At 59.4% G+C, this 24,398-nt stretch carries 21 protein-coding genes and 1 tRNA gene; 14 read left to right on the forward strand and 8 right to left on the reverse strand.

All coding sequences use genetic code 11. From position 1 onward, the window contains the following. The first annotated feature begins 15 nt into the window (after nucleotides 1-15). From HKD21_RS11620 to HKD21_RS11630, 3 genes are all read left to right on the forward strand, one after another. Nucleotides 16-1,581 carry a Do family serine endopeptidase gene (locus HKD21_RS11620; RefSeq protein WP_194255825.1) on the forward strand — a complete coding sequence of 522 codons (1,566 nt, stop codon included), beginning with the start codon at nucleotides 16-18 and terminating at the stop codon, nucleotides 1,579-1,581. A gap of 28 nt (nucleotides 1,582-1,609) precedes the next feature. Then, nucleotides 1,610-2,677 carry an FUSC family protein gene (locus tag HKD21_RS11625; protein WP_194255826.1) on the forward strand — a complete coding sequence of 356 codons (1,068 nt, stop codon included), beginning with the start codon at nucleotides 1,610-1,612 and terminating at the stop codon, nucleotides 2,675-2,677. Nucleotides 2,678-2,824: 147 nt separating this feature from the next. Continuing rightward, complete coding sequence (locus tag HKD21_RS11630) at nucleotides 2,825-4,282, forward strand: mannitol dehydrogenase family protein (RefSeq protein ID WP_194255827.1); 1,458 nt, start codon at nucleotides 2,825-2,827, stop codon at nucleotides 4,280-4,282. A 57-nt stretch (nucleotides 4,283-4,339) separates the two neighbouring features. Here the strand turns inward: HKD21_RS11630 and HKD21_RS11635 are convergent, their stop codons facing one another. Beyond that, nucleotides 4,340-4,492, reverse strand: coding sequence for a DUF3309 family protein (locus HKD21_RS11635; RefSeq protein ID WP_082790651.1), 153 nt, complete (start codon nucleotides 4,490-4,492; stop codon nucleotides 4,340-4,342). Nucleotides 4,493-4,566: 74 nt separating this feature from the next. Then, the gene (locus HKD21_RS11640; RefSeq protein ID WP_062106825.1) at nucleotides 4,567-5,397 is read right to left on the reverse strand and encodes a TerB family tellurite resistance protein; all 831 of its coding nucleotides are present in this window, start codon (nucleotides 5,395-5,397) and stop codon (nucleotides 4,567-4,569) included. A gap of 170 nt (nucleotides 5,398-5,567) precedes the next feature. Here HKD21_RS11640 and HKD21_RS11645 point away from each other — a divergent pair, with 170 nt between their 5' ends. Further along, nucleotides 5,568-5,885: a hypothetical protein gene (locus HKD21_RS11645; RefSeq protein WP_194255828.1), complete on the forward strand. Its 318-nt coding sequence runs from the start codon at nucleotides 5,568-5,570 to the stop codon at nucleotides 5,883-5,885. Here HKD21_RS11645 and HKD21_RS11650 read toward each other — a convergent pair. Both HKD21_RS11650 and queG read right to left on the reverse strand, forming a co-directional pair. After that, the gene (locus tag HKD21_RS11650) at nucleotides 5,882-6,112 is read right to left on the reverse strand and encodes a ribbon-helix-helix domain-containing protein (protein ID WP_194255829.1); all 231 of its coding nucleotides are present in this window, start codon (nucleotides 6,110-6,112) and stop codon (nucleotides 5,882-5,884) included. The genes HKD21_RS11645 and HKD21_RS11650 overlap by 4 nt on opposite strands. Next, the gene (gene queG, locus HKD21_RS11655; RefSeq protein ID WP_194255830.1) at nucleotides 6,109-7,167 is read right to left on the reverse strand and encodes a tRNA epoxyqueuosine(34) reductase QueG; all 1,059 of its coding nucleotides are present in this window, start codon (nucleotides 7,165-7,167) and stop codon (nucleotides 6,109-6,111) included. Before queG ends, HKD21_RS11650 begins: the two co-directional genes overlap by 4 nt. Before the next feature lie 158 nt (nucleotides 7,168-7,325). On the opposite strand from queG, the gene HKD21_RS11660 reads away from it, so the two are divergent. The 3 genes from HKD21_RS11660 to HKD21_RS11670 are packed head-to-tail and all read left to right on the forward strand — an operon-like array spanning nucleotide 7,326 to nucleotide 10,561. Next, the gene (locus HKD21_RS11660) at nucleotides 7,326-8,864 is read left to right on the forward strand and encodes an adenosine deaminase family protein (RefSeq protein ID WP_194255831.1); all 1,539 of its coding nucleotides are present in this window, start codon (nucleotides 7,326-7,328) and stop codon (nucleotides 8,862-8,864) included. After that, nucleotides 8,861-9,937, forward strand: coding sequence for a purine nucleoside permease (locus HKD21_RS11665; protein ID WP_194255832.1), 1,077 nt, complete (start codon nucleotides 8,861-8,863; stop codon nucleotides 9,935-9,937). The genes HKD21_RS11660 and HKD21_RS11665 overlap by 4 nt, the downstream gene beginning before the upstream one ends. Before the next feature lie 3 nt (nucleotides 9,938-9,940). Further along, complete coding sequence (locus HKD21_RS11670) at nucleotides 9,941-10,561, forward strand: DUF817 family protein (protein ID WP_215748047.1); 621 nt, start codon at nucleotides 9,941-9,943, stop codon at nucleotides 10,559-10,561. On the opposite strand, the gene HKD21_RS11675 is transcribed toward HKD21_RS11670, so the two are convergent. The 3 genes from HKD21_RS11675 to queA all read right to left on the reverse strand — a co-directional run bounded on the left by HKD21_RS11675 (nucleotide 10,534) and on the right by queA (nucleotide 13,934). Next, the gene (locus HKD21_RS11675) at nucleotides 10,534-11,583 is read right to left on the reverse strand and encodes a purine-nucleoside phosphorylase (RefSeq protein ID WP_194255833.1); all 1,050 of its coding nucleotides are present in this window, start codon (nucleotides 11,581-11,583) and stop codon (nucleotides 10,534-10,536) included. The genes HKD21_RS11670 and HKD21_RS11675 overlap by 28 nt on opposite strands. A gap of 132 nt (nucleotides 11,584-11,715) precedes the next feature. Next, nucleotides 11,716-12,861, reverse strand: coding sequence for a tRNA guanosine(34) transglycosylase Tgt (gene tgt / locus HKD21_RS11680; protein WP_194255856.1), 1,146 nt, complete (start codon nucleotides 12,859-12,861; stop codon nucleotides 11,716-11,718). A 29-nt stretch (nucleotides 12,862-12,890) separates the two neighbouring features. After that, nucleotides 12,891-13,934: a tRNA preQ1(34) S-adenosylmethionine ribosyltransferase-isomerase QueA gene (gene queA, locus HKD21_RS11685; RefSeq protein WP_194255834.1), complete on the reverse strand. Its 1,044-nt coding sequence runs from the start codon at nucleotides 13,932-13,934 to the stop codon at nucleotides 12,891-12,893. A 399-nt stretch (nucleotides 13,935-14,333) separates the two neighbouring features. On the opposite strand from queA, the gene HKD21_RS11690 reads away from it, so the two are divergent. Then, nucleotides 14,334-16,475 (forward strand): hypothetical protein, encoded by a 2,142-nt coding sequence (locus HKD21_RS11690; protein WP_194255835.1) that lies wholly within the window; start codon nucleotides 14,334-14,336, stop codon nucleotides 16,473-16,475. A 152-nt stretch (nucleotides 16,476-16,627) separates the two neighbouring features. On the opposite strand, the gene mazG is transcribed toward HKD21_RS11690, so the two are convergent. Continuing rightward, complete coding sequence (mazG, locus tag HKD21_RS11695) at nucleotides 16,628-17,431, reverse strand: nucleoside triphosphate pyrophosphohydrolase (protein WP_194255836.1); 804 nt, start codon at nucleotides 17,429-17,431, stop codon at nucleotides 16,628-16,630. A 148-nt stretch (nucleotides 17,432-17,579) separates the two neighbouring features. On the opposite strand from mazG, the gene argC reads away from it, so the two are divergent. The 6 genes from argC (at nucleotide 17,580) to HKD21_RS11725 (ending at nucleotide 24,395) form a co-directional block, all read left to right on the forward strand. Further along, complete coding sequence (gene argC, locus HKD21_RS11700) at nucleotides 17,580-18,479, forward strand: N-acetyl-gamma-glutamyl-phosphate reductase (protein ID WP_194255837.1); 900 nt, start codon at nucleotides 17,580-17,582, stop codon at nucleotides 18,477-18,479. Between the two features lie 77 nt (nucleotides 18,480-18,556). Then, nucleotides 18,557-18,640: transfer RNA gene (locus HKD21_RS11705), tRNA-Leu, on the forward strand. A 54-nt stretch (nucleotides 18,641-18,694) separates the two neighbouring features. Then, nucleotides 18,695-19,852, forward strand: a complete 1,158-nt coding sequence (locus tag HKD21_RS11710) for a phosphoserine transaminase (RefSeq protein WP_194255838.1) — start codon at nucleotides 18,695-18,697, stop codon at nucleotides 19,850-19,852. After that, nucleotides 19,849-20,988 (forward strand): ATP phosphoribosyltransferase regulatory subunit, encoded by a 1,140-nt coding sequence (locus tag HKD21_RS11715; RefSeq protein ID WP_194255839.1) that lies wholly within the window; start codon nucleotides 19,849-19,851, stop codon nucleotides 20,986-20,988. The genes HKD21_RS11710 and HKD21_RS11715 overlap by 4 nt, the downstream gene beginning before the upstream one ends. Before the next feature lie 57 nt (nucleotides 20,989-21,045). Then, nucleotides 21,046-22,335, forward strand: coding sequence for an adenylosuccinate synthase (locus tag HKD21_RS11720; protein ID WP_194255840.1), 1,290 nt, complete (start codon nucleotides 21,046-21,048; stop codon nucleotides 22,333-22,335). An 89-nt stretch (nucleotides 22,336-22,424) separates the two neighbouring features. Then, nucleotides 22,425-24,395 carry a serine/threonine-protein kinase gene (locus HKD21_RS11725; RefSeq protein ID WP_194255841.1) on the forward strand — a complete coding sequence of 657 codons (1,971 nt, stop codon included), beginning with the start codon at nucleotides 22,425-22,427 and terminating at the stop codon, nucleotides 24,393-24,395. The last annotated feature ends 3 nt before the right edge of the window (nucleotides 24,396-24,398 follow it).

A 24,398-nucleotide genomic window follows, 5' to 3' on the forward strand; every position in this document is an offset into this window, starting at 1 on the left:
AGCTAGCGTGCGGGTATGAGAAACTCGTCTGTTCGTCTTTCTGTTTCTGCTCTGGTGCTGTCCCTTTCCGCGGGCTGGGCGCTGAGCGCGGCTTCGGCGCTGGCTCAGGATGCTGCTGCGCCGGTTGCAGGCCAACCGTCTTCAGTACCGACTCCTGCGCCGCGTTCGGTGCCGTCGAGCTTTGCGGATCTGGCAAACAGTCTCCTGCCGTCGGTCGTGAACGTCTCGACCTCCGCCGTGCTCAAGCCTGCGAAGACAGATGATAAGGGGCCAGATTCCAGCGATCCTGACGGCCCGCAGGTGCCCCCGTTCCAGCAGGGCTCACCGCTGGAAAAATTCTTCCATGACTATCTGAAGCACAAACCGGCCCCGAACCATCCGCCCCGCCGTCAGCAGGCGTTGGGTTCGGGCTTCATCATTGATGCGTCCGGAATCATCGTGACGAACAACCACGTCGTTGAAGGGGCGGATCAGGTCAGCGTTACGCTTCAGGACGGCACCGAAATGCCGGCGCGGATCGTGGGTCGGGACAGTCAGGTCGATCTGGCCGTGCTGGAAGTTAAGCCCAAGCGCCCGCTTCCGACCGTCCCGCTGGGCCGGAGCGACAAAGCGCGGATCGGGGACTGGGTTCTGGCGATCGGCAACCCGTTCGGGCTGAACGGGACCGTGACGGCAGGCATCATTTCCTCGCGTGGTCGAAATGTCGAACACGGTCTGTATGACGATTACATCCAGACTGATGCCGCCATCAATCGCGGCAATTCCGGTGGTCCGTTGTTCAATCTGTCCGGTGAAGTCATTGGCATCAATACGCTGATCTATGGCGGCTCGGGGGGGGATTCCATCGGCATCGGCTTTGCCATTCCGGCGGATGATGCGCGGGGGATCATCGACCAACTTCGGCGAACCGGGCATGTCTCGCGCGGCTGGATGGGGCTGAAGTTCCAGGATGTGACGAATGACATCGCCGAGACGCTCGATTTCCGCAAACCGGACGGTTCCAACGGCAAGGGAACCCTGATTTCGGAAATCGACCCGAAAGGCCCGGCTGCAAAAGCGGGCCTTGAGGTTGGCGATATCATTACCCGCGTCAACGATCAGGACGTGAGCGGCCAGACCATGCCGCGTATCATCGCGTCCATTCTGCCGGGGACGCAGGCGCAGTTGACGGTTTGGCACAAGGGGGCGCTTAAGACGCTGCCAATCACGCTGGCGCAGTCCCCCACGCCGCCGGATATGCCACCGTCCGACACGCACCAGCCAGAACATCGTCATGCGGCTCTGGGAGAACTCGGAGTGACTGTCAGTTCGATTGATGCGGATGCGCGCACGCAATATGCACTCTCCGATGATCAGCGCGGGGTTCTGGTCTCGCGTGTCGAAGCCGGAAGTCCCGCAGCATCGCGCGGGATTGCTGAGGGAAATGTGATCACGCAGGTGGGCCAGGACCAGATCAACACGCCGGACGATTTCGCCAAAGCCGTGCGGGGCCTGCACGAGCGCAAGAAGACGGAAGCCCTGTTGCTGGTGCAGGATGACGACGGGCTGCGCTGGGTGCCGGTGCCCTTTCTGGGGAATTGAGGATTTTCACCCACGTTGAAGCTCGGTCATGAGCGTTCTGATACGTCTGAGCCAGGTCTGGCTACCAGCACCGTCCCACAACAGTAGCTGGCGCGAGGTGATGCGCCCCGCAACCCGCCAGACTATCCGGGTTCTGGTGTCGGTGGTTGTGGCGTGGATCGTCGGATCGCTCATGCATCTGCAGGAAACGATCTGGGCCCTGGTCACGGCCCTGATCGTGACCCAGTCCAGCATCAGCCAGACCATGACGACGGCCCGCGACCAGATCAGCGGAACGGTGATCGGTGCCTTGGCAGGCGGTTGTGCGGTCGTGCTGGAAATCACGACGGGTCTGCGCTGGATTCCGTTCTGGATCATGCTGACACCCCTGGTGTTCCTGACGGCCATTCAGCCGACGCTGCGTTTCGCCTGTATCACGCTGATCATTGTGTATCTGTTTCCCAGTCAGGGTAGTCCATTCCTGCCGTTAATCACGCGGCTTCTGGCCATCGTGGTTGGTGTCACGGTGTCGATCGTGGTGTCGTTCCTCATTCTGCACAGTAGCGCGCGCAAACACGCGTTTCAGACGGCTGGACGTCTGCTGCGGCGCATGGATCAGCTTCTCAAAAGCGCGCTTGACCAGAATACGGGATGGACGGCGATCGAGCGTCAAAATGACGATTGTGTTGCTCTGCTGGCGGAACTTGAGGATGCGGTCACTGAAGCGCGGCGTGAGCGGCTGAAGGAACTGGAGAAGCGCGATCCGGTTCTTGCGGCCCTGCCAAGACTGATGCGGCGCCTGCTGAACGATACGATGCTGGTTGCACGCGCCATCGCGACGGGGCGCGCGGCGGGGAATACCGGCCTCATGCCGCTCTATAAAGGGCTGAGCCATGCGTTGCGGGCGCTGGCGCATGGCTGTGAAGAACAGCTTTTAGCGAAAAACAGCCGTCATCCACGGCAGGCGCAGGACGAAGAAATTCTTCATCTCCTGCCACGTCTGGAAGAACAGACGCGGCCGGAAATGCGTTTTGTGATGTCCCTTTTTCGTGAAGATCTGGAAAGGGCTGTCGGGGTGGTTATGCGCGAAGATGTGAGCGGCATGGAAGGGCTCTGACGTCTTTTTCCAAGGGTCTCCGTCAGGGACGGGGCCGAGGGCTATTGAAACCGTTATTCGGCTTTTGCGTTGTTCGGGGGCTATGATGGCACATGCCCGGCCTTATCGGTCCCCGTCAGAGACCGGCCCGAAACCACGGAGAAGTCCATGATTACGCGCGAAACCCTCAAATCTCTTCCCGCCAGTGTCCAGGCGCCCCCTTACGACATCGACGGCGTGAAACCGGGGATCGTGCATTTCGGTGTTGGTAACTTTTTCCGGGCGCATGAGGCGTTCTATGTGGAACAGATTCTCGAACATGCGCCTGACTGGGCGATCATTGGCGTTGGTCTGACGGGTAGTGACCGGTCGAAGAAAAAGGCCGAGGAATTCAAAAAACAGGACTGCCTGTATTCCCTGACCGAGACGGCGCCTTCCGGTAAAAGCACGGTGCGCGTCATAGGTGCCCTGCGCGATTATCTGCTGGCCCCGGCTGATCCGGAGGCCGTGCTGAAGCATCTTACTGATCCAGCGATCCGCATCGTTTCCATGACGATCACGGAAGGCGGCTACAACATTAACGAGACGACTGGCGCGTTCGATCTGGAAAATGCGGCTGTGAAGGCCGATCTTCAGAACCCGGAAAAGCCGTCCACGGTCTTTGGTTATGTTGTCGAAGCCCTGCGCCGTCGCCGGGATGCCGGGCACAAGGCGTTTACGGTCATGTCCTGCGACAATCTGCGCCACAACGGTAATGTCGCTCGCAAGGCTTTCCTCGGCTATGCGAAAGCGCGAGATCCGGAACTGGCGAAGTGGATCGAGGAGAACGCGACCTTCCCGAATGGAATGGTTGATCGTATCACCCCGACTGTTTCGACTGCCATCGCCAAGAAACTGAATGCGGCTAGTGGACTGGATGATGATCTGCCGTTGGTGGCTGAGGATTTTCACCAGTGGGTGCTGGAAGATCAGTTTGCAGATGGCCGTCCGCCGCTTGAAAAAGCTGGCGTGCAGATGGTCAAAGATGTTACGGACTGGGAGCATGTCAAAATCCGGATGCTTAATGCTGGACATGTCACGCTCTGCTTTCCGGGCATTCTGGTCGGCTATGAGAATGTGGATGATGCCATTGAAGACAGCGAGCTCCTTGGAAACCTGAAGAATTACCTCAACAAGGATGTTATCCCGACCCTGAAGGCGCCTTCAGGCATGACACTTGAGGGATATCGGGACAGCGTCATCAGCCGCTTTTCCAACAAGGCGATGTCCGATCAGACGCTCCGGATTGCCAGCGATGGTTGTTCCAAGGTTCAGGTGTTCTGGACGGAAACCGTGCGCCGGGCGATTGAAGGCAAGCGGGATCTGTCGCGCATTGCGTTCGGAATCGCATCCTATCTCGAAATGCTGCGTGGGCGGGACGAGAAGGGCGGGACGTATGAATCGTCCGAGCCGACTTATGGCGAAGCTGAATGGAAGCTTGCCAAGGCTGATGATTTCGAAAGCTCTCTGAAGCTTCCGGCGTTCGATGGGTGGCGCGATCTGGACACGTCCGAACTGGATCAGAAGGTCATCGCGCTGCGGAAGATCATTCGCGAAAAGGGTGTGAAGGCCGCTATTCCGGCCTGAAGACGCTTTTCGGTATTAAAAAACCGCGCTCCGTAGGGAGCGCGGTTTTTTTTATGTTCAGATCTGTCCTAGCAGGACGAGGATCACGACAATGACCACGATCAGGCCAAGTCCGCTGGACGGGTAGTAGCCCCACTTTGAACTGTACGGCCATGACGGCAGCGCACCGATCAGCAGGAGAATCAGAATTACAAGAAGGATCAGTCCCATGGCATATCTCTCTTGCCGGTTGAGACTGCTTTACGCGCGTTGGTGAACGAAAGTTTCCGGAATATTGCGAAAGATCAAAGCTGCCGGTCACGCTTGATGCGGTCCCAGGCGGCGTTGATGCGGGCGACTTTGTCCTGCGCCCGGCGGCGCTCGGCTTCGGACATGGGTTTTTGCGCCAGAACGTCCGGATGGTGCTCGCGGATCAAGGTCCGCCAGCGGACGCGCACTTCGGTATCGGTGGCGGTACGGGTAATGCCGAGAATGCGATAGGCGTCCGGCTCATTTGAACTGGCAGCACGGCTGTTCCCGTTCTCCGCCCGCTCCCACGCTCCTGCGGGAAGGCCGAAAGCCCGGTGGACGCGCTGGAGAAAGTCGATTTCCCTAGGGTGCAGCTTGCGGTCCGGCCCGGCATCGGCGCGGGCGATGCGGAACAGGGCCGTCATGAGGTTTTCAAGCGGTGCCGTGTTGTCGGCATAGGCCGCACCCATCTCGCGGGCATACATCTCGAAGTCGTCCGTCCGGTCCCGCGCGCGGTCGAACAGCATGCCGACTTCCTTGACGTTATCGGACGGGAACTGGAAGCAGGTTTTGAAAGCGTTGATTTCGTGCCGGTTAACCGGGCCGTCGATCTTGGCGAGTTTCGCACAAAGCGCAACAAGCCCAATGGCATAGAGTTGATCCCGCTTGCCCAGCGCTGCCGCGATTTTGGCCGCTCCAAAAAAGGCCGCGCTGTTGGGGTCAGGCCGACCATTTGCAGGAAAACGCTCGCTCCATCCCCCTGTCGAGGGCTTGAGCAGGGAGCCGCTATCGGCGGCATGACCCAAGGCTGCGCCCATCAGCGCTCCGAAAGGACCACCAACCGCGAAACCCGCGACACCACCGAACATCTTGCCCCAGATAGCCATAGGTTCAGCCTAGCACGCTCGTTCGTGGCGGCAAATGACAGATCGTACAGCCGCACTTTACGTGGGCTGAAAGCTTTTGCGTGAGGCGTGCTATGAAAGCGGAATGACGAACCCGACACAGCCTCAGGCTTTATAGTGTCAGGGTTTCAGATCGTTTAACGGATATTTGCATGACTTCTTCGCTGCCCCCTCGTACTGACGATGAACTGATGGAGCTTCTGATCCGCCGGCTGCCTGAGAAGTTGCAGACCGTGCTGAACTGGCTGCGGGAGCCGTCGCATAAATGGGTACGAATTCCGGCGGGCGTGCTGTTCATGCTGGGGGGCGTCCTGTCGATCCTGCCGGTTCTCGGATTGTGGATGCTGCCGGTTGGCGTGATGCTGCTCTCACAGGATATTGCGCTGTTACGCCGTTTGCAGGGCCGCGTCCTGCGTTGGGTCGAACGCAAGCACCCCGACTGGCTGGGGCTGCCAGCCGACAACGCCTAGCGGGAGGTTTCAATTCGCTTTTGCAGATGAAGAAGTGCGGCAACCCGAAGTGCTGAAGCCAGCGGACGTTCGGGCGGTCGCGTCGTGTCCAGCGAGGCGACGAGTGAGGCAAAGCTCTGCTGGCGCGTCGTGGCGATCATGTCCAGAACCGTCCAGAATTCGGGTTCGAGTGCCACGGACGTCCGATGACCGGACAGGGACAGGCTGCGTTTGACGAGATCGCTCATGCCGGATGGTCCTCAAGCTGTTTGATGGCCCAGTCTGCCGTTTCGGCAATATCCGGGTCCGGATCTGTCAGTAAGTCGCGCGCGGAGGGGACGAGCGACGGATCGGCGGAGTTGCCAATGGCGATCAGCACATTGCGTACAAATCTGTTGCGCCCGATCCGCTTGATGGGTGAGCCGGAAAAGAATGTCCGGAAGGTCGCATCATCCAGCCGAACCAGTTCGTCGAGCTTCGGGGCGATAAGTTCGGGACGGGCCTGAAGTTTGATATGTCGCGCGCTCTCTGCAAAGCGGTTCCACGGGCAGACGGACAGGCAGTCGTCGCATCCATAGATGTGATTACCAATTTTTGGGCGCAGTTCGTGGGGGATCGGGCCTTTATGCTCGATCGTCAGATACGAGATGCAGCGGCGCGCATCCATCCGGTAGGGGGCCGTAAACGCATCGGTCGGGCAGGCGGTCAGGCAGCGCGTGCAGGAACCGCAGCTTCCGCCTTTGGGAGCGGAAGGCGCGAGTTCCAGCGTGGTGTAGATCTCGCCCAGAAGCAGCCAGGAGCCATGCTCCCGCGAGACGAGACAGGTGTGTTTTCCCGTCCAGCCGAGCTGCGCCTTTTCCGCCAGTGCGCGCTCTGAAACCGGTGCTGTATCAACGAACACTTTTACCTGCGTCTCCGGTCCACCCAGCTTCACGACATACTGCGCCAGATGTTTGAGCATGCCCTTGATGACGTCATGATAATCCCGGTTGCGAGCATAGACTGAGATGTTGCCGCATTCTGGATCGGTCGTCGGGCCTTCCGCCGGGGCATAGGACAGGCCCAGCGAAATTACGCTCCGCACTTCGGGCCACAGCGCCTGAGGATGGGCGCGTTCTTCGATGCGCGTCTCCATCCACTCCATCGTCCCGTGATGGCCTTGTGCGACGAATTCCCGCAGACCCTGCGCGACTTCCGGTCCGAGTTCGGCCTTGCAGAACCCGACCGCATCAAAACCCAGATGACGCGCATGGTCCGCAATCCGGGTTTCAAGCCCTGTGTCGGGTGTCGGAAAATCAGGCATGAAAAGAGATTGGTCTCACCGGTGAACGGACATCTATTATGTCATCGGGTATGCAAATGGACCAGCTTTTCCACCGTTCTGGAGGCCCGTTTCAGACAGGGTTTGTCACGATTTGAAAATGGCTTGCCACGTCGGGGGCGGAGCGGCATCGTTGGGCCATGCGACATCCTTTCCGCTCCATTCTGCCCGCTGCTGTTCTGGGCATGACATCCGTTCTGGCACTGCATCCGGTCGCACAGGCTGTCCCGTCTGCCGCACAGGTCTACGATCACGTCCGGAACGATCCGGTGCGTCTGAACATGTTCCTGCGGGAATTTCCTAAAGGGGCGGATCTGCACAATCATCTGGCTGGCGCGATTTATGCTGAGAGCATGCTGGACTGGGCTGCGCGCGATGGGCTGTGCGTGTCCCTGACGGAAAAGCGCATTCTCGATCATGCGTGCACCCATCCGGGAGACGGCGAATTTCCTGCTGCCGACCTATCGCATCACGCAGGATCGGAAAATGCGCTGATCGATGCGCTGTCCATGCGCGACTTCGTACCGTCGCCGGGGGATGCTTCCGGCCACGACCATTTCTTCGCGACCTTCGCCCGATTTACCGCCATCGCTGACGCGCATGAGGGCGAGATGCTGGCTGAAGTCCGCGACCGTGCCGCGCGCGACCATGTGACGTATCTGGAGCTGATGATCTCGCCCGGCATCGGCTCCATGATCGGGGCGGGTTTCCATCATTCGTTGCAGGGCGAAGACCTCGCTGCCGCGCATCAGGCCCTCGTTCCGGAAATTCCGTCACTGGTGCAGAAAGCCAGAGCCGAGACGGACCGGATGGAGGCTCAGGCGCGGGACGTGTTGAAATGCGGAACACCGCAGGCCCATCTGGGATGCGCGGTCACGGTGCGCTACCTGTTCCAGACCCTGCGGACGCTGCCGCCTCAGGCCGTTTATGCACAGCTCGACGCCGGTTATGCGACCGTAAAAGCCGATCCGCGCTTCGTTGGGCTGAATATCGTCGCGCCCGAGGACGACGCGACCGCCATGCGCGACTACGACCTGCACATGAGGATGTTCCATTTCTTGAACGGCGTGTATCCGGGCGTGAAGCTGAGCCTGCATGCCGGGGAACTCACGACGGGCCTCGTGCCCACGGAGGGTCTGCGTCATCATATTCGCGCAGCCGTCGATGTGGCGGGTGCCAGCCGGATCGGGCACGGCGTGGATGTGGCGCTGGAGGACGATCCTGAATCGCTGCTGTCCGAAATGGCGCGGCGTTCTGTAATGGTGGAAATCAACCTGACCAGCAATGACGAAATCCTCGGCGTTAAAGGCGCGGCCCATCCGTTTTCGCTGTATCGCCGCGCCGGGGTGCCGATGGCGTTGTCCACGGATGATGAGGGCGTCTCACGCGGGGATCTGACGCAGGAATATGTCCGCGCGGCCCAGACCTATGATCTGTCCTATGCCGATCTGAAAACGCTGTCCCGCGTCGGGCTGGACTATGCGTTCGTGCCGGGCGAAAGCCTGTGGTCCGATCATCAGCCGGGGCAGTTCGTTCCGGCCTGCCGGACCTTGCCCATCACATCCGCAGCCTGCACGGCGTTTTTGAAATCCAGCGAAAAAGCCCGTCTGCAATGGGCGCTTGAAGAGCGGTTCGGGACGTTTGAAGCCGCTGTCACACATGAAGGTCTCTACCAGTGAAATCTGTCTCAACCGTTTTCGGGGCCACGCTCCTGTCCCTCTGTGCGTCTGGTCTGGCGTTGGCCAATGCCCCGATCCCTGTTCGCGTCGTCGTCGTCACGACCTTCGAGATCGGCAAGGATACGGGCGATACGGCGGGTGAATACCAGAACTGGATCGAAAAACTGCCTCTGCAGCAGACGATTCCGGCCCCCGGCACCGATCATGACGTGATGCACTACAATCCGGACCTGCATGTTCTGGGTATCGCAAGCGGCGAGGGGCCAGAGCACATGGCCTCGGCCATCACGGCCCTCGTACTCGATCCGCGGTTCGATCTGCGACATGCTTATTTCGTGTTGGCAGGGATTGGCGGGATTGATCCGAATTTTGGCACTATCGGTTCGGCTGTCTGGGCGCCGCGCGTTATCAATGGTGGCCTGTCCCATCTGGTGGACCCGCGCGAAATTCCTGCCTCATGGCCGGACGGGTTTACGCCTGTGCAGGGCAGTACCCCGGATGAAAAGCCGCGTCCTGCGCTGCATTCCGGCATGGGCGATGTGGAATACACGCTCGACCCGGCCCTCGTGCAGTGGGCCTATGGGCTGACGAAGGACATACCGCTGTCCGACAATGACGGCTTGAAGGCCTCTCGCCTGCGTTACACCGGCTTTGCCGCAGCCCAGAAGCCGCCTTCCGTGCAGCTTGGCGACACGATTTCGGGCGAGACGTTCTGGGTCGGCGCTAAAATGAACCAGTGGGCCGAGCGCTGGGTGAAATACTGGACGGATGGACAGGGCGTGATGGCCACGACGGCGGAAGAAGACGTGGCGTTCTGTCAGGCTCTGGCGCTTCAGGGCAAGGCCGGACGCGTCGATCCGAAGCGCGCGCTGATCCTGCGGACGGCCAGCAATTTCGACATGCCCCCGCCGGGACAGAGTGCGGCGCAGCTTCTGTCGGATGAAGCGCATGAGACGGGGTTTTCGGGTTTTCAGGCCTCGGTGGATGCCGCCTATACAGTCGGAAGCGTGGTCGTGAAGGAACTGGCGACACACTGGGACCGGTACGGCAAGGCCCTGCCATCGGCGCAATGAAGCATGTCTGATCAGCTGCCTCTCCAGACCGGTGTTCTTGAACGCCGGATGGGGAATTGGGCGCGAAATCGGCTGCCGCCTGTCCTGAGGGATGCCATCCTGTTCGTGCTCAAACAGGGTTGGGCGGCGCTGTTCGGCGGTCTGCTGCTGGGGGCGGCCCTGCTTACGCGCGTTTTCTGGCAGTCTGAATGGCCGGTGCACCGCTATGATGCGCTGTTCGTATTCGCCATCTTGGTCCAGCTTCTTTTTCTTGCTCTGAAGCTGGAAACCTGGACGGAAGCGCGTGTCATCGTGCTGTTCCATCTGACGGGAACAGCCATGGAGTGGTTTAAGGTCCGCGTAGGCGCATGGGGCTATCCCGAGCCCTGTTTCTTCCGTGTGATGGATGTACCGCTGTTTTCAGGCTTCATGTATGCCAGCGTCGGCAGTTACATGGCGCGTGTCATCCGTATTTTCGACATGCGGTTCATCCCTTACCCGCCGTTCTGGCAGACATTCGGCCTGGCGCTGTTAATTTACGTCGCCTTCATGACCGTTACGCTGTTGGATCGGGGCAGGTTCTATCCGACGACAAAAGAACGGTCTGCGACCGCCGGTCAGCGTGTCGGAATGTGGTCGCGATAGCGGTCCCAGTGTGACGCTAGTTCGCGCACGACCGGCTCTCCCGCGCGTTCGTTGTTATCATAGGCGACGGCCTGCCCCGGTCCCTCGTCCCCCATGGACGCCGTGACCGAAACGCCGGGCGGGGGCATATCGAAATTGCTGCCTGAGCGCAGGACCATGATCCGCTCTGGATCAACATAACCCAGCCGCGCCAGCATGCGCATGTCGTACTGGTAATGCTGGCTTTCCTCGTTGGTCATGACGAAATGTCCCTGACCCTTCGTCCACATCGAGACCCAGTTCTCGGCCCAGCGATTGCGTTCCGCGCCATGCCAGTAGCGTTCCGTTCCCAGCGTCTCGCCCATCAGCACCATCGGCGGCTTCTGCGCCTGCGGATAGCCGCGCCATGCCTTGCGACGCTCGGCAATCACCGAATCGTCCGCGAGTTTTACGTTCTGGCTCAGGGCAAAAGCCCAGCGCGCCAGACCACGATTGAGCGGATAGGCCTTGGTCAACTGCGCCACATCCGTCACCGAGCCATAATGGTTCGGATTGTCGGGCAGGGTGTCCGGACGGCTCGCACCAATGGCGTAAAGTCCGTAAGGCCAGCCTTTCGGAATGGTCCGGTCGTCGATTTCGCGCAGGGCGTCCGCATCCACAACCCATTGCGCCCAGGCCACGCTGCCGACCGACGCCATGTTCGGATTGACGCCGGAAATGCCGGTAAACAGCCAGTAGGTATGGTGTAGATTAAAGCGCGGGTCGAGTGCCAGCGCATGCAGGTCCATATCGCCATGTCGCAGGACGATGCCATACACGCCATCCGCATTGCGGCGGAGCTGGTCCGGTACGCCGCGGATGGGAACGGTTTCGTCCAGATGCAGCCGTTCCACCCAGTCCTGATATTCGCCGGGCGCGTCCCCGATATCGTGACCGACTTCGAAGTTCGCCACGACCAGAACGCGGATTTCTTCCGGCGCGGCGCAGGCTGTTCCGGTTGCGAGAGCGGTGCCTAGAATGAAAGCGGAAACGACGTTGCGCATGGAAGGGTCTTTCTGGGGTGATGCAGGGCTCTGCCCTGCACCCGGAAGGGGTCTTGACCCCTTCACCCCAATTTATTGAATCGGGATCAAAGGGACCGCGTCCCTTTGTGGGGTCTGGAGCAAAGCTCCGGATTAAAGGGCCAGATCCGGCATCGGCCATTCGTCTTCGGTCCAGTCGCCTTTGGCCCAGTCTTCGCGCAGCTTCACGGCCAAAGCGTCGAGCGTGCCGTCCACGATGGCGGCGCGGATCTGGCGCATCAGGCGCTGGTAATAGGCCAGATTGTGCCATGTCAGCAGCATCGGGCCGAGCATCTCGTTGGCGCGGAACAGATGGTGCAGATAGGCACGGCTGTAACGCCCGGCGACGGGCGTGTCGTCATGGGGTGTCAGCGTGCGGGTGTCTTCGGCGAAACGGGCATTCCGCAGATTGATGGCACCGCGCTCGGTATAGGCGCGGGCAGTGCGACCCGCGCGCGAGGGCATTACGCAGTCGAACATGTCCACGCCGCGCATGACCGCGCCCAGAAGGTCGTCCGGCGTCCCGACGCCCATCAGATACCGCGCCTTGTCCTGCGGCAGCATTGGCGTGGTGAAGTCTAGCGTCGAGAACATCAGTTCCTGACCTTCACCCACGGCCAGACCACCGATCGCATAACCTTCAAAGCCAATATCGGTCAGCGCCTTGATGGAATATTCGCGTAAGTCACGCTCGGTGCCGCCCTGCACGATGCCGAACTGTCCATACCCCTCGCGCGCGACAAACGCCTCACGGGAGCGGGCGGCCCAGCGCATGGACATTTCCATGGATTTCCGCAGGGCTTCGGGCGTGGCAGGCAGGGCCGGACATTCGTCGAATGCCATGGTGATGGTTGCGTCGAGCTTGAACTGGATGTCGGTCGAGATCTCTGGCGTCAGACGGTGCTTGCTGCCGTCGATATGCGAACGAAACGTCACGCCGTCTTCGTCAAGCTTGCGCAGCGCGCCGAGTGACATGACCTGAAACCCACCGGAATCGGTCAGGATCGGGCCGGGCCAGTCCATCATTCTGTGCAGGCCGCCCAGCTTCTGCACACGGTCCGCCGTGGGGCGCAGCATCAGATGATAGGTGTTGCCCAGAACGATGCCTGCACCCGTGGAGCGTACGGCGTCCATCGTCATGCCCTTGACCGTGCCGACGGTTCCGACCGGCATGAAGGTCGGGGTTGGGACCGTACCGTGGCGGGTGTGCAGATGGCCCGCGCGCGCCATGCCGCAGGTCGCTTCAGGTACCCAGGTCATTTTGGTGGCGTGATCGGTTTTATGATCGCTCATGGGGCGCGCTCCAGCAGGCAGGCATCGCCATACGAATAGAACCGCAATCCGTTGGTGATGGCGTAGGCATAGGCCTCACGCATGGTCTCGGTGCCGCTGAACGCGCAGACGAGCATGAACAGCGTCGAACGCGGCAGATGGAAATTGGTCATCAGGACGTCCACCGTTTTGAAGCGGTATCCGGGTTTGATGAAAATGGAGGTCTCACCGCGCCACGGAGCGACGGTCCCATCCTCGCGGGCCGCGCTTTCCAGCAGGCGCAGGGACGTGGTGCCGACGGCTACGATCCGACCGCCGCGGACGCGGGTTTCGTTGATGGCTGCTGCAGTTTCGGCGTCGATCTCGCCCCATTCTGCGTGCATCTTGTGCTCGGCAATAGTGGAGCGGACTGGGAGGAACGTGCCTGCGCCAACATGCAGTGTCAGGGTCCGACGCTGGATGCCTTTTGCGTCTAGTGCTGCGAGGACTTCAGGTGTGAAATGCAGACCGGCCGTGGGCGCGGCTACTGCGCCGCGATACTGCGAGAAGATGGTGCGGTAATCCGTATCGTCTTGCTTCGTCGGGCCGAAGGGACGCTCGATATAAGGAGGGAGCGCGAGTGCGCCGACACGTTCCAGAAAAGTGTCGAAATCGTCTCCCTCGACCGAAAAGCGGATGCTGACGGCGCCATCGCCTTCATTTTCCACAACGGTTGCCGTGACCGGATCGTCGCCGAAATGCAGGACGTCCTGCGGCTTCAGCTTGCGGGAATTGCGCGCCAGGGCATGCCAGCTTCCATCCGCCAGAATGCGGTCGAGTGTCAGCCCGATTTTCGCCTCCCCGCGTGTGGCGGCAAGCTGGGCGCGGATGACGGCCGTGTTGTTGGCAATCAGCAGATCGCCCTCTCGCAGGAGATCAGGCAGGTCGCGGATCACGCGCGGATCGGGTGGCAGGCCGGCTCGCACATGCAGCAGTGTTGCGCTGTCACGCGGGCGCGCAGGCTCCGTCGCGATGTGATCGCGGGGGAGTTCGAAATCGAATGGGGCGAGATCGTCCGTCATGGGAATGTTCTCTAGCAGGTTCGGCCCACATGAAAACGTCAGACCTGCAAGCCTGACGTATCTTTTTGAGTGAAAGACGACTTGAGAAGTTCTGAAAAAAATCTCTGCGGCATGCCGTCCGCACGCCGATAAAAGAGGAGTTCATGGAAAACCGTCCAAATCTAATGGTTTTCTTGAAAAATTTACGGGCATCAAAGAGAGCAGAAGGGGCTCGAATTCTAAAATAGCAGAGAGTGTGAATCTGCATTTTTATTCTTTTACTTGCATTTGTGTGTGAATTTTAGTATAGTATGTTATAGTTGCTTATTGAAGTATCTCACTCAATAAATTGCAATATTATCTCTGAATAGTTTTATTCAAGTAAATTGATTTATTTTCTGCAAAAAATTGAGAAACTCAATGTTGAAAAAACATATTTTGTTCGGTGTTTTGCTGTCTGGTTCTGCTCTGGCATCAACTACCGTTCCTCAAACATATCGTTCTTCTGACAACCAGTATCATGCAGTGAAAATTACTTCCGGTCTGAATGCGGAAGGAAGTCCTGTGGTCAACGCTTACAAGGGGAATGACGGGCAGTGGCACCCGACCACTGTACAGGTTCAGGCTTGTGGTTTGGACGCAGACGGTCATCCTACCATTTGCTCAGATAATGTGACGAGTTCGCTTCTGGCGAACTACATTCCAATAACAGAAATAGGTTCCGCAAACGGGATTGCAGGTCTGAATTCTGCGGGGCAGGTTACATCTCCCATCAGCACGACTGCCGGGCTGTGGAACAACCCTGTTTCCGTCGACTCTATCGTTCGTATTCAGCCTACCGTGGTTAACAGTGGACGATGGGCCATTGACCCGGATGGCATTCAGGTCGGGGGAGACTTCGTAGCAGACGTCAAGGGTCAAGGTGCTCCAAACGGCGCACGCGGTTCTCTGGGTTCAGAACGAATCAACTGTCATCCTTATGGCAATTACGACGCGGGAGCGTGTTTGGTTGTCGCAGATACTGCTCAAGGACGTGAAAATGCCCGGATGGGGATTGGAGCGGCGCTGGAGCAATCGACGTCACTTCTGGCTGATTATGAGGATTTTGAAAACGTCGGTATTGGGGTGAACATGGCCTCTGCCGCAGCGCGCTTGGTTTTGTCGGGGGTTTCTTACGACGCAACACATGTCTGGATGCCGGGATGTGGCCCTGCAGATACGAGCGGCAAGTCATGCGTGCCTTTGACGAAAGCACAGGTTGCCCAGCTGCGTGATGGTATGACCATCACTACGAACAGCTACGATCCGACAATTACGCGAGTGGCTCCAGGTTCTTCCAAAACGCTTCCCGTCAACGGGCTTTACCACGCTTTTGTTTCTGACTGGGACAAAACACAGGCGGACGGCAGTTCAAAGTATATCGTTATTGGCCCGGGCTGGATTGCTTATGGCGGTGCGAGTTCAGCCGCACAGCAGATTCCGGACACGACAAAACTTGACACTTACTGGACGGCTTACAGCACTCCGACAGTCCTGCTGGGTGCGGAAAATAAAGACTTCGGGCAGGTCGAGCAGATAGAATACAATCCGGCTTTGGATGCCAATGGTGTGCCAACGAGTTCTCTGGCGCACAAGCTTGAATATAACGAAGTCAATATGGTGAACTACGCCTTGCAGGATTACATGGTTTCCGTACACGGACTGACCATGGCCTACTCGGCGCCCAATAGTAAAAAACCGACTTCAGATAGTTACGGTGTGTTTGTTGCGGGTGGATTTGGTGGCAGTGGTGGGTCACTTTTGCGTTTAACCGGCGATGGCGGGGAAGCTGAAATTAACGCCAACGGACTCAAGCTGTTTGCACCTTATTCAGTTGGTTCTGATGCTGGCAATAATGCTGAAATTGCAGAGTTTATCGGGCAGGCTGATGGTAACCACATTCGTTTGGTTTCCTGGTTGAATCGCGAAAATGCCGGCGCGAACGGTTGGACCAACACGTCTCTCAATTTCGGCGGCTGGATTGACGGTACAACCGGAAATACCAAGGCTGGCACGACGTTGGGAGGATCGCCTCTTGCGCGTATAAGTTGGGATTATGGAACCAATCTCGGTGGGATGGATCTGATTGCCAATAATGGTACTGATATCCTGAGGCTGAAGGGGGACGGGTCCACAAATGCGCTTGGAGCGCTCAATGTAGCGGGCCAGCTTTCGGCGGATGCCAATTTTGTCATGCGTGGGACGCAATATTTTCAGACTACTGATGGAACCAATCAGTTTTCCGTCACCCCGGGAGCGAATGGAAATCTGGTTTTCAATCCTCTGCAGGGTGGAGGAAAGCTCACAATAAATGCCCAGGCGTCTGTAGGAAATTCCCTGACCGTTTCAGGGCAGATTACGAGCGGATCTTATGCCTTGAACAGCCTGCCAACGGCTATCGCGGATGGGTCGTATGTTTGGTGTAACAGTTGTGTTCTGAATGGCATTAAAGGTGTAGAAGCTTATTGGCACGCATCTGTAAATAAATGGACAGATAGTCAGAACAATACTCTTTCAGAATAAGATTTAACATTGTTCTGTAGGAGCAGATTGATGCTTCGAAAGCATCAATCTGCTCTCTGTTTCAAGGCGGAGCGTTATTTGTTTTTCTCTCTCGGGAATAATGCGAATTTTTGCACTGATTTTCTTCGGAGAGATGCGTTTTAATTAAAATATCACTTCATGCCGGGGAGCGTCTTCGCTTCCTGCCAGAGTGCTTCCATAGTCGGCAGATCCTGCTCAGCCATGGTCTGCCCCTTGCGTGCGAGCATGGCTTCCATTGCTTCAAAGCGGCGGGTGAACTTGGCGTTGCTCCGGCGCAGAGCCGCTTCGGGGTCAATATCCAGCTTGCGGGCCACACTTGCGACGGTGAACAGGACGTCACCCAATTCGTCCTCGATGCGGTCCCGGTCCCCGCCGAGTTCGGCTTTCAGTTCGTCAATCTCTTCATGAACCTTGTCGAGAATGCCGGTGGGGTCGTCCCAGTCGAAACCTACGCGGGCGGCGCGGCGGCTCAGTTTTGCGGCGCGCATCAGGGCGGGGAGGGGGAGGGCAACACCAGCCAATGCACCGTATTCGGCTTTGCGCTGACGCTCGGCGTCTTTTTCCCGCTCCCAGGAATCATCCTCCAGAGCCGCATCGCCGAAAACATGCGGGTGACGGCGCACGAGCTTGTCGGCAATCAGGCCTGCCACGGTCTCGAAATCGAAGTGACCCGCTTCCTGCGCCATCTGGGCCTGAAAGACGACCTGAAGCAGCAGATCCCCGAGTTCGTCGGGAATGGCCTCGCGGTCGTCACGGGCGATGGCGTCCATGACTTCATAGGCTTCTTCGATCGCGAAAGGGGCGATCGTGGCCGGGGTCTGCTCCACGTCCCAAGGGCAGCCGCCTTGCGGGTCGCGCAGGCGCTTCATGATGTCCAGCAGGCGATCGATCTGCCGCGGGGACGGCTGGGAGGACGGCCGGTTGGACTGGGGCATGGGAAGATCCTGCTGTTATCGTGCTTATGAGGTTCATAGCTGTGCGGCCCGGTGGATGAAAGCGCCGGATGGGCCCTGCGCGTGACAGCCTGACATTCCCGACGTAAAACGTCTTCCGGAACGGATTTGCAGACGGGGTTGCTGGCGCATGGCACGCATTTTCATTGATGGAGAAGCAGGCACGACGGGTCTGGGAATCCGCCAGCGGATCGAGGCGCTTCCAGCGTCCTATGGTCTGGAAATCCTGTCTATTGCGCCGGATCTGCGCAAGGACAAGGCCGCCCGTCGCTCCATGCTCGAACAGGCCGATGTTGCTATCCTGTGTCTGCCGGATGAAGCCGCCTGCGAAACCGTGGCGCTGGCCAAGGGGCTGGATGTCCGGATTTTGGATGCCAGCACCGCGCATCGGATCGCGGATGGCTGGATTTACGGTTTTCCTGAAATGGATGTGGAACAGGCGGCCGCCATCAAGGGCGCGCGGTTTGTCGCCAATCCCGGCTGCTATCCAACGGGCGCTATTGCCCTGATGCGTCCTCTGGTCCAGGCGGGACTGATCCCGGCCGATCATCCCGTCTCGATCAATGCTGTTTCGGGCTATAGCGGGGCAGGGCGTGTGGCGATCGAGGAGCATGAAAAGGACGGCGGTCCGGCTTTCTTCCTGTATGGGCTTAATCTCAAACACAAGCATCTGCCGGAAATCCGGCACTATTCTGGTCTGACGCGCCAGCCGATTTTCGTGCCGTCTGTCGGGCATTTTCCGCAGGGCATGATCGTGTCCATCCCGCTGCATCTGAACGACCTGTCCGGCCAGCCTTCGGCGGCCGAGATCGAAGCCGTGCTGCAGGATGCCTATGTCGGATGCGCCCATGTGCGTGTTGTCCCCGCCGAGACGCAGCTTGTGGCGGATACTCTCGCCCATACCGACGATATGGAACTGCGGGTGCATCATAACGGCGAACAGGTCGTTTTGACCGCGCGATTGGATAATTTGGGCAAGGGGGCTTCAGGTGCGGCTATCCAGAACCTACTGTTGATGCTGGGCCTGTAAGGCACGTTATTTCACACGGCCCGGATTTTGCACTCTGGCCCTTTTGCTGGGAATGCATTAGGGTCCGGGCTGCCCGCGCGAGAGTGGCGGAACGGTAGACGCAGTCGGCTCAAAATCGACCGCCGAAAGGCATAGGGGTTCGAATCCCCTCTCTCGCACCATGAACGGTCATTTTCTGCCGGAATGACCTCAGGACCGATCAGCCCGGAACGCGCATGTCCAAGCCGACTGTCAAACCTTCTCGCCCGTTCTTCTCCTCAGGTCCCTGCGCCAAGCGTCCCGGATGGACTCTGACCGGTCTGGATCAGGCTTTGCTGGGTCGCTCACATCGCGCGCCCGAGGGCCGTGCACGCCTTAAAGAGGTCATTACCCGCTCCAAAGACCTGCTCGGTATTCCGTCGGACTGGCGCGTGGGGATCGTTCCGGCCTCCGATACGGGCGCCGTGGAAATGATTTTGTGGGCCCTCGCTGGTGAGCGCGGAATCGACGTCCTGTCTTTCGAGAGCTTCTCCGGAACCTGGGCGCAGGATCTGCGCGACGTTCTGAAAATCGAAGATCTGCGCGTTCTGGACGCGCCTTATGGCGAACTGCCGGATCTGGCGGCCGTGGGCTGGAGCCGCGATGTCGTCCTGACATGGAACGGCACGACATCGGGTGTCTGTATCCCCAACGCTGACGCCATTCCGGTCGAACACGAAGGTCTGGTTATCTGTGACGCTACCTCTGCGGCGTTTGCGATGGATCTGCCCTGGGACCGGCTCGATATCGTGACTTGGTCCTGGCAGAAAGCGCTGGGTGGCGAGGCTGCGCATGGTATGGTGGCGCTCAGCCCGCGTGCTGCTACCCGTCTGTCGCAACCATCCCCGCGTCCGCTGCCCAAGATCTTCCGTCTGGCCAATAAAAAGGGCCTGATCGAAGCCATTTTCGAAGGCGATACGATCAACACGCCCTCCATGCTCTGCGTCGAGGACGCGCTGGATGGACTGCGTTGGGCCGAACAGATCGGTGGTCTACCCGCCCTGAAGGCGCGTTCGCAGCAGAATCTGGCGGCTGTTGCTCAATGGATCGAAACGGCGGGCTGGGTGTCGTTCCTTTCTGTCCGGGAAGAGACCCGGTCCAGCACGTCTATCTGTCTGAAAATCACGGCGCCATGGTTTGAGAGTTTGTCTGACGAGGTGAAGGGCAAGGCGGTCAAGCATCTGACCGGGCTCATTGCGAAGGAAGGTGCCGGTTACGACCTGGCAGCCTATCGCGATGCTCCATCCGGTCTGCGGATCTGGGGTGGGGCCACGGTCGAGAGGGCCGATATTGAAGCGCTGCTGCCCTGGCTCGACTGGGCGCATGAACAGACCCGTCTGGAGTTTTCGGCATGAGTCTGTATTCCGAAAGCCCAAGCTCTGCCCTGCTGCCGTCCGGTTTTGCCGACCTGCTGCCGGGGGAGGCCGAAGCCGAAGCCCGTGGCATTGCCAGCGTGATGGAAGCGTTTTCCCGTCACGGCTATCAGCGCGTTCGCCCGCCCTTGCTGGAGTTTGAAAGCTCTCTTCTGGGTGGTTCGGGGGAATCCCTCGCTCCCCAGACCTTTCGTCTGATGGACCCGAACTCGCATCGCATGATGGCGCTGCGTCCGGACATGACGACGCAGATTGCCCGGATCGCGAGCATCCGTCTTCAGGACGCACCTCGTCCCCTGCGCCTGTCCTATTCGGGAAGCTGCATCGTTGTCGGCACGCCGGGCCGTGAGGCCGACCGTCAGGTCTCGCAGGCGGGCATCGAACTGATCGGCCCCGACAGTGCGCAGGCGGATGCGGAAGTTATTGCGCTCGGCGCAAAGGCACTCGCGGAACTGGGGATCGAGGGCGTGTCGTTCGATCTGTCCATGCCCGCTCTGGCGCTTGGCCTGATCGAAGGCGTTATTCCCGAAGCCGACCGCGAACCCCTGCTCCATGCGCTGGACCGCAAGGATGCCAGTGCCGTGGCGGAACTGGGCGGACCGATCGCCGGAATGCTGGCCGTCATGCTCCGCGCCGCCGGTCCTGCCGATCGTGCGCTGGATCTGCTGGCTGAACTGGATTATCCCAAGGACATTTCCGGACATTTCGAACGTCTCGCAGCCTCCGTGGCAGCGATCCGCGAGCGCAGCCCCGATCTGCGCTTGACGATTGATCCCGTGGATTTCCGGGGCTGGCGCTATCATACCGGTCTTTGCGTGACGGTGTTTTCGACCGGTTCGCGCGAAGAGCTGGGCCGTGGCGGACGCTATCTGGCGGGGCAGGAGCCTGCCTGCGGTCTGACGCTCCGCCCGCAGGCCCTTTTGCGTGCAGCCCCGGTGTCTGCGTCGCGCCCGCGCTGTTATGTGCCGGTCGATCTGGACGCATCCCGTCTTTCGGGCTTGCACAAGGCCGGTTATGCCACCGTGTCCGCCCTGTCTCATGACGAGGACGCGCTCGCTCAGGCGCAGCATCTGCGCTGCACCCATGTCTGGAAGGACGAGGCGGCCCAGCCGCTCTGACCTGCCGGTCCCTTTCGTTTCTCCCGTCTCGTATTGTCAGTTCTAGGAAGTCAGCTCATGTCCAACGTCACCGTGATCGGAACCCAGTGGGGAGACGAGGGTAAAGGCAAGATCGTCGACTGGCTCGCCAGCCGCGCCGATATCGTTGTCCGCTTTCAGGGCGGCCACAATGCCGGTCACACGCTGGTCGTGGGCGAGCAGGTCTACAAGCTGTCCCTGCTGCCGTCCGGTCTGGTGCGTGGCAAGATCGGCGTGATCGGCAATGGCGTCGTTGTGGACCCGAAGGCCCTGATGACCGAGATCGACCGCGTAACCGCGCAGGGCCTCGTCGTGACGCCCGAAACGCTGTGGATTGCCGAGAACGCTCCGCTGATCCTGCCGGTTCATGGCGCGCTCGATCGTGCCCGTGAAGCCGCCCGCGGTGAGCATAAGATCGGCACGACCGGTCGTGGAATCGGCCCGGCCTATGAAGACAAGGTCGCCCGCCGCGCCATCCGTATCTGCGATCTGGCCGAACCCGAGACGCTGGACTGGAAGCTGGACGAACTGCTCCTACACCACAACACGCTGCTCGCCGGTCTGGGCGCTGAGACCTTTACGAAAGAGCAGCTCAAGGACTTCCTGACCGAGATCACACCCCGCCTTCTGCCGTTCTCCTGCCAGGTCTGGGACCGTCTGGACGAAGCACGCCGCGCCGGTCGTCGTATCCTGTTCGAAGGTGCGCAGGCTGTCATGCTCGACGTCGATCACGGCACCTATCCGTTCGTCACGAGTTCCAACACGGTTGCGGCGGTCGCAGCATCGGGCAGTGGTGTGAGCCCGTCTTCCGTCGGCTTCGTGCTCGGAATTGCCAAGGCTTACACGACTCGCGTGGGCGAGGGACCGTTCCCGACCGAACTGCACGACCAGACCGGCCGGACCCTCGGTGAGCGCGGTCATGAATTCGGCACAGTCACAGGCCGTCCCCGCCGTTGCGGCTGGTTCGATGCGGTTCTGATCCGGCGCGCCGTTCGCGTCGGTGGCGTCAGCGGCATCGCTCTGACGAAGCTGGACGTTCTGGATGGTCTGGACGAAATTTCGATCTGCGTGGGCTATGAACTGGACGGGCAGAAAATCGAAACCTTCCCGTCCGCTCCGGGCGCACAGTCCCGCGTGAAGCCGGTTTATGAGACGATGCCGGGCTGGAAGGAAACGACCGCAGGAGCGCGCTCCTGGGCCGAACTTCCCGCACAGGCCATCAAGTATGTCCGCCGTATCGAGGAACTGATCGAAGCTCCGGTAACGCTGCTGTCCACCAGCCCGGAACGCGATGACACCATCCTGATGCGCGATCCTTTCGAAGACTGATCTCTCACTGCTGGAATCGCATCTGGCATTAACGAAGTCTCAATCCCTGTCCGGCACAAAAGACCGGACAGGGAAACAGCGGGACTTCGATGGCCGACATTCAGGCAGATAACAGCCAGGAACTGCTCATTGCCGAGCGGTATCTGATCAGCCTGGAGCACAAACAGCCTGATTTCGGCGGCTGCGCGACATATGGCGCGCAGGATATGACGGCTTCCGGTGCCTCCTATCTTGCGTTGGCCCCTTTTGCACCCTCTCCCCGCCTTTCCGAATTCATGCTCTTTCGACATGAGAGCGCGATTCCGATCCAGACCCATGAATATTGCCAGGGCGCCTTGTGGTTGCTCTGCCCGCACCCTCCCGGTCCATCCCTCGCTGAAAATCTTGGCCTCTGGACGGAGAGCCAGCTGATTGACGGCGTCATCCGTCCGTTTGCCGGCCTTCTCCAGAAGCTCGAGGCCGCCAGTCTGACATGTCGCAGTATCCGCCCCGACAACATGTTTGTCGGACAGGGATTACATAAGGTTGTGCTCGGGCCGCTTGGAGTTACCGCACCCGCTGAGAAACAGCCTGTTCTTTTTGAGCCCCTGTCTTCGGCAGTCTGCCGTCCGTCTGCGCGGGGCGAGGGGACGACGGGCTGCGATATCTTCTCGCTGGGTGTGATCATTCTCGCGCTCGCGCTTGGAAAGCTGCCTCTTGAAGGGCTGTCCGACGCTGATATCCTCAAGCGGCGCTTTGAAATCGGCACTCCTGCGGCTTATATGCAGGATCAGAAAGTCCCTGTCGGGCTGCGGTCCCTTTTGACTGCCATGCTGGCTGATGATCCCCTCAATCGCCCATCTCCAAGGGATCTGGTGACGATAGCGCCGAGCAAGGTTTTTACCGTCCGTCCGGTCGTTCCCGCTCGTATTCCGCTCATGATTGGCGGAAATGCCGTGCATACGCCTCAGGCTCTGGCCTGGTATGCTGGACGGTATCCGGCAGAGTTTTCGGCGTTGCTGCAAAGAAAAGTCGTCAGTAACTGGCTTCATCGTGAGCTTGAGCTCTCCGTTATGTCGAGCCTGATCGAGCAGGCCAGCGCCTCGTTCCTTCCTGCTGGCGGCAGCAAGGCGGTAGATCCTGCGACGATGGTCATCACCCATGCGATCTCCGTTCTTGATCCTGCAGCACCAATGTTCTGGGGCGGGATCTGGTTCTGGCCTGAGGCGCTCCCCCAGATGTTGGTTCAGGCGATAGTCCAGCCCGTTACGCCTGATGATGAGCGCATGGTTCGCAACATCCTGAGTTTCATGGTGGGAAATGCTGAGGCCTTTATGTCGGCCCATCTCCCGTCGAGACAGGAGCGGCAGATCACGGCGTTGTCTGCGGCGGCGCGACGCATGGCTCTTAAGGGGGCGGAACTGGTCAGACGATTTCCTTATGAGAGAAACAGCTACCTTCCGTGTCTTTCAAAAAAATGCGTCGATGTGCGAATTTCTCTGCCTGAGGGGTTGTTGCGATGGCTGAACCATCATGTGGGAATCGAAGACCTTCCAGATGATATTCTCGCGCGGAGTGGCTTTCTGGACGAACAGATGCGCTCGTTCCTTGAGGCGCATTGCGCAAGACAGGGCATCATTCCCCTTTCACAGTCGAAGAAAGCGGGACTGCCGGGCTGGCTTGCGGATCTGACGCTGCTTGCCGCTGCACAAAGGAAATTTGATAACGCACCGCTCAGTTTTCTGGCGCAACGTGCCGTACCTCTTCTTGAGGCAGAGTTGCGTCAGTGGCGGAGCAAGACTTCACGTGCCCGGAGGCGCGTGCGTTTAGGCAAGGCTGCTGAAAATGGAAATCTGGGAACGTTTCTGGCAACAGTCAACGATCCGACCGGCCTGAGGCTGGACCAGAGACAGGCTCAGGAAGCCGAAGCCGAAATCAGCAATCTGATGCGTGTGCTCGATGAAGCACCTGATCGGAAAGCCGCCAATGATCGTGAGGCACGAAATTCTGGTGAATTCTTCTCCCTTCTGACGGGCATCGCAGTTGCAATGGCAAGTATCTGGCTGGAATTTTGCCAGTGAGGA

The sequence above is a fragment of the Gluconobacter cerevisiae genome, from assembly GCF_015244675.1.
Classification (GTDB): Bacteria; Pseudomonadota; Alphaproteobacteria; order Acetobacterales; family Acetobacteraceae; genus Gluconobacter; species Gluconobacter cerevisiae.

Bases quoted from the DNA above. Each gene is read 5' to 3' on its own strand.
- HKD21_RS11720 (WP_194255840.1), top strand. From the start codon at position 21,046: ATGTCCAACGTCACCGTGATCGGAACCCAGTGGGGAGACGAGGGTAAA.
- HKD21_RS11645 (WP_194255828.1), top strand. From the start codon at position 5,568: ATGACTTCTTCGCTGCCCCCTCGTACTGACGATGAACTGATGGAGCTT.
- HKD21_RS11715 (WP_194255839.1), top strand. From the start codon at position 19,849: ATGAGTCTGTATTCCGAAAGCCCAAGCTCTGCCCTGCTGCCGTCCGGT.
- HKD21_RS11620 (WP_194255825.1), top strand. From the start codon at position 16: ATGAGAAACTCGTCTGTTCGTCTTTCTGTTTCTGCTCTGGTGCTGTCC.
- HKD21_RS11690 (WP_194255835.1), top strand. From the start codon at position 14,334: ATGTTGAAAAAACATATTTTGTTCGGTGTTTTGCTGTCTGGTTCTGCT.
- HKD21_RS11640 (WP_062106825.1), bottom strand. From the start codon at position 5,397: ATGGCTATCTGGGGCAAGATGTTCGGTGGTGTCGCGGGTTTCGCGGTT.
- queG (WP_194255830.1), bottom strand. From the start codon at position 7,167: ATGCCTGATTTTCCGACACCCGACACAGGGCTTGAAACCCGGATTGCG.
- HKD21_RS11670 (WP_215748047.1), top strand. From the start codon at position 9,941: ATGTCTGATCAGCTGCCTCTCCAGACCGGTGTTCTTGAACGCCGGATG.
- HKD21_RS11625 (WP_194255826.1), top strand. From the start codon at position 1,610: ATGAGCGTTCTGATACGTCTGAGCCAGGTCTGGCTACCAGCACCGTCC.
- HKD21_RS11675 (WP_194255833.1), bottom strand. From the start codon at position 11,583: ATGCGCAACGTCGTTTCCGCTTTCATTCTAGGCACCGCTCTCGCAACC.
- mazG (WP_194255836.1), bottom strand. From the start codon at position 17,431: ATGCCCCAGTCCAACCGGCCGTCCTCCCAGCCGTCCCCGCGGCAGATC.
- argC (WP_194255837.1), top strand. From the start codon at position 17,580: ATGGCACGCATTTTCATTGATGGAGAAGCAGGCACGACGGGTCTGGGA.
- HKD21_RS11710 (WP_194255838.1), top strand. From the start codon at position 18,695: ATGTCCAAGCCGACTGTCAAACCTTCTCGCCCGTTCTTCTCCTCAGGT.
- HKD21_RS11650 (WP_194255829.1), bottom strand. From the start codon at position 6,112: ATGAGCGATCTCGTCAAACGCAGCCTGTCCCTGTCCGGTCATCGGACG.
- HKD21_RS11635 (WP_082790651.1), bottom strand. From the start codon at position 4,492: ATGGGACTGATCCTTCTTGTAATTCTGATTCTCCTGCTGATCGGTGCG.
- tgt (WP_194255856.1), bottom strand. From the start codon at position 12,861: ATGACCTGGGTACCTGAAGCGACCTGCGGCATGGCGCGCGCGGGCCAT.
- HKD21_RS11660 (WP_194255831.1), top strand. From the start codon at position 7,326: ATGCGACATCCTTTCCGCTCCATTCTGCCCGCTGCTGTTCTGGGCATG.
- HKD21_RS11630 (WP_194255827.1), top strand. From the start codon at position 2,825: ATGATTACGCGCGAAACCCTCAAATCTCTTCCCGCCAGTGTCCAGGCG.
- HKD21_RS11725 (WP_194255841.1), top strand. From the start codon at position 22,425: ATGGCCGACATTCAGGCAGATAACAGCCAGGAACTGCTCATTGCCGAG.
- queA (WP_194255834.1), bottom strand. From the start codon at position 13,934: ATGACGGACGATCTCGCCCCATTCGATTTCGAACTCCCCCGCGATCAC.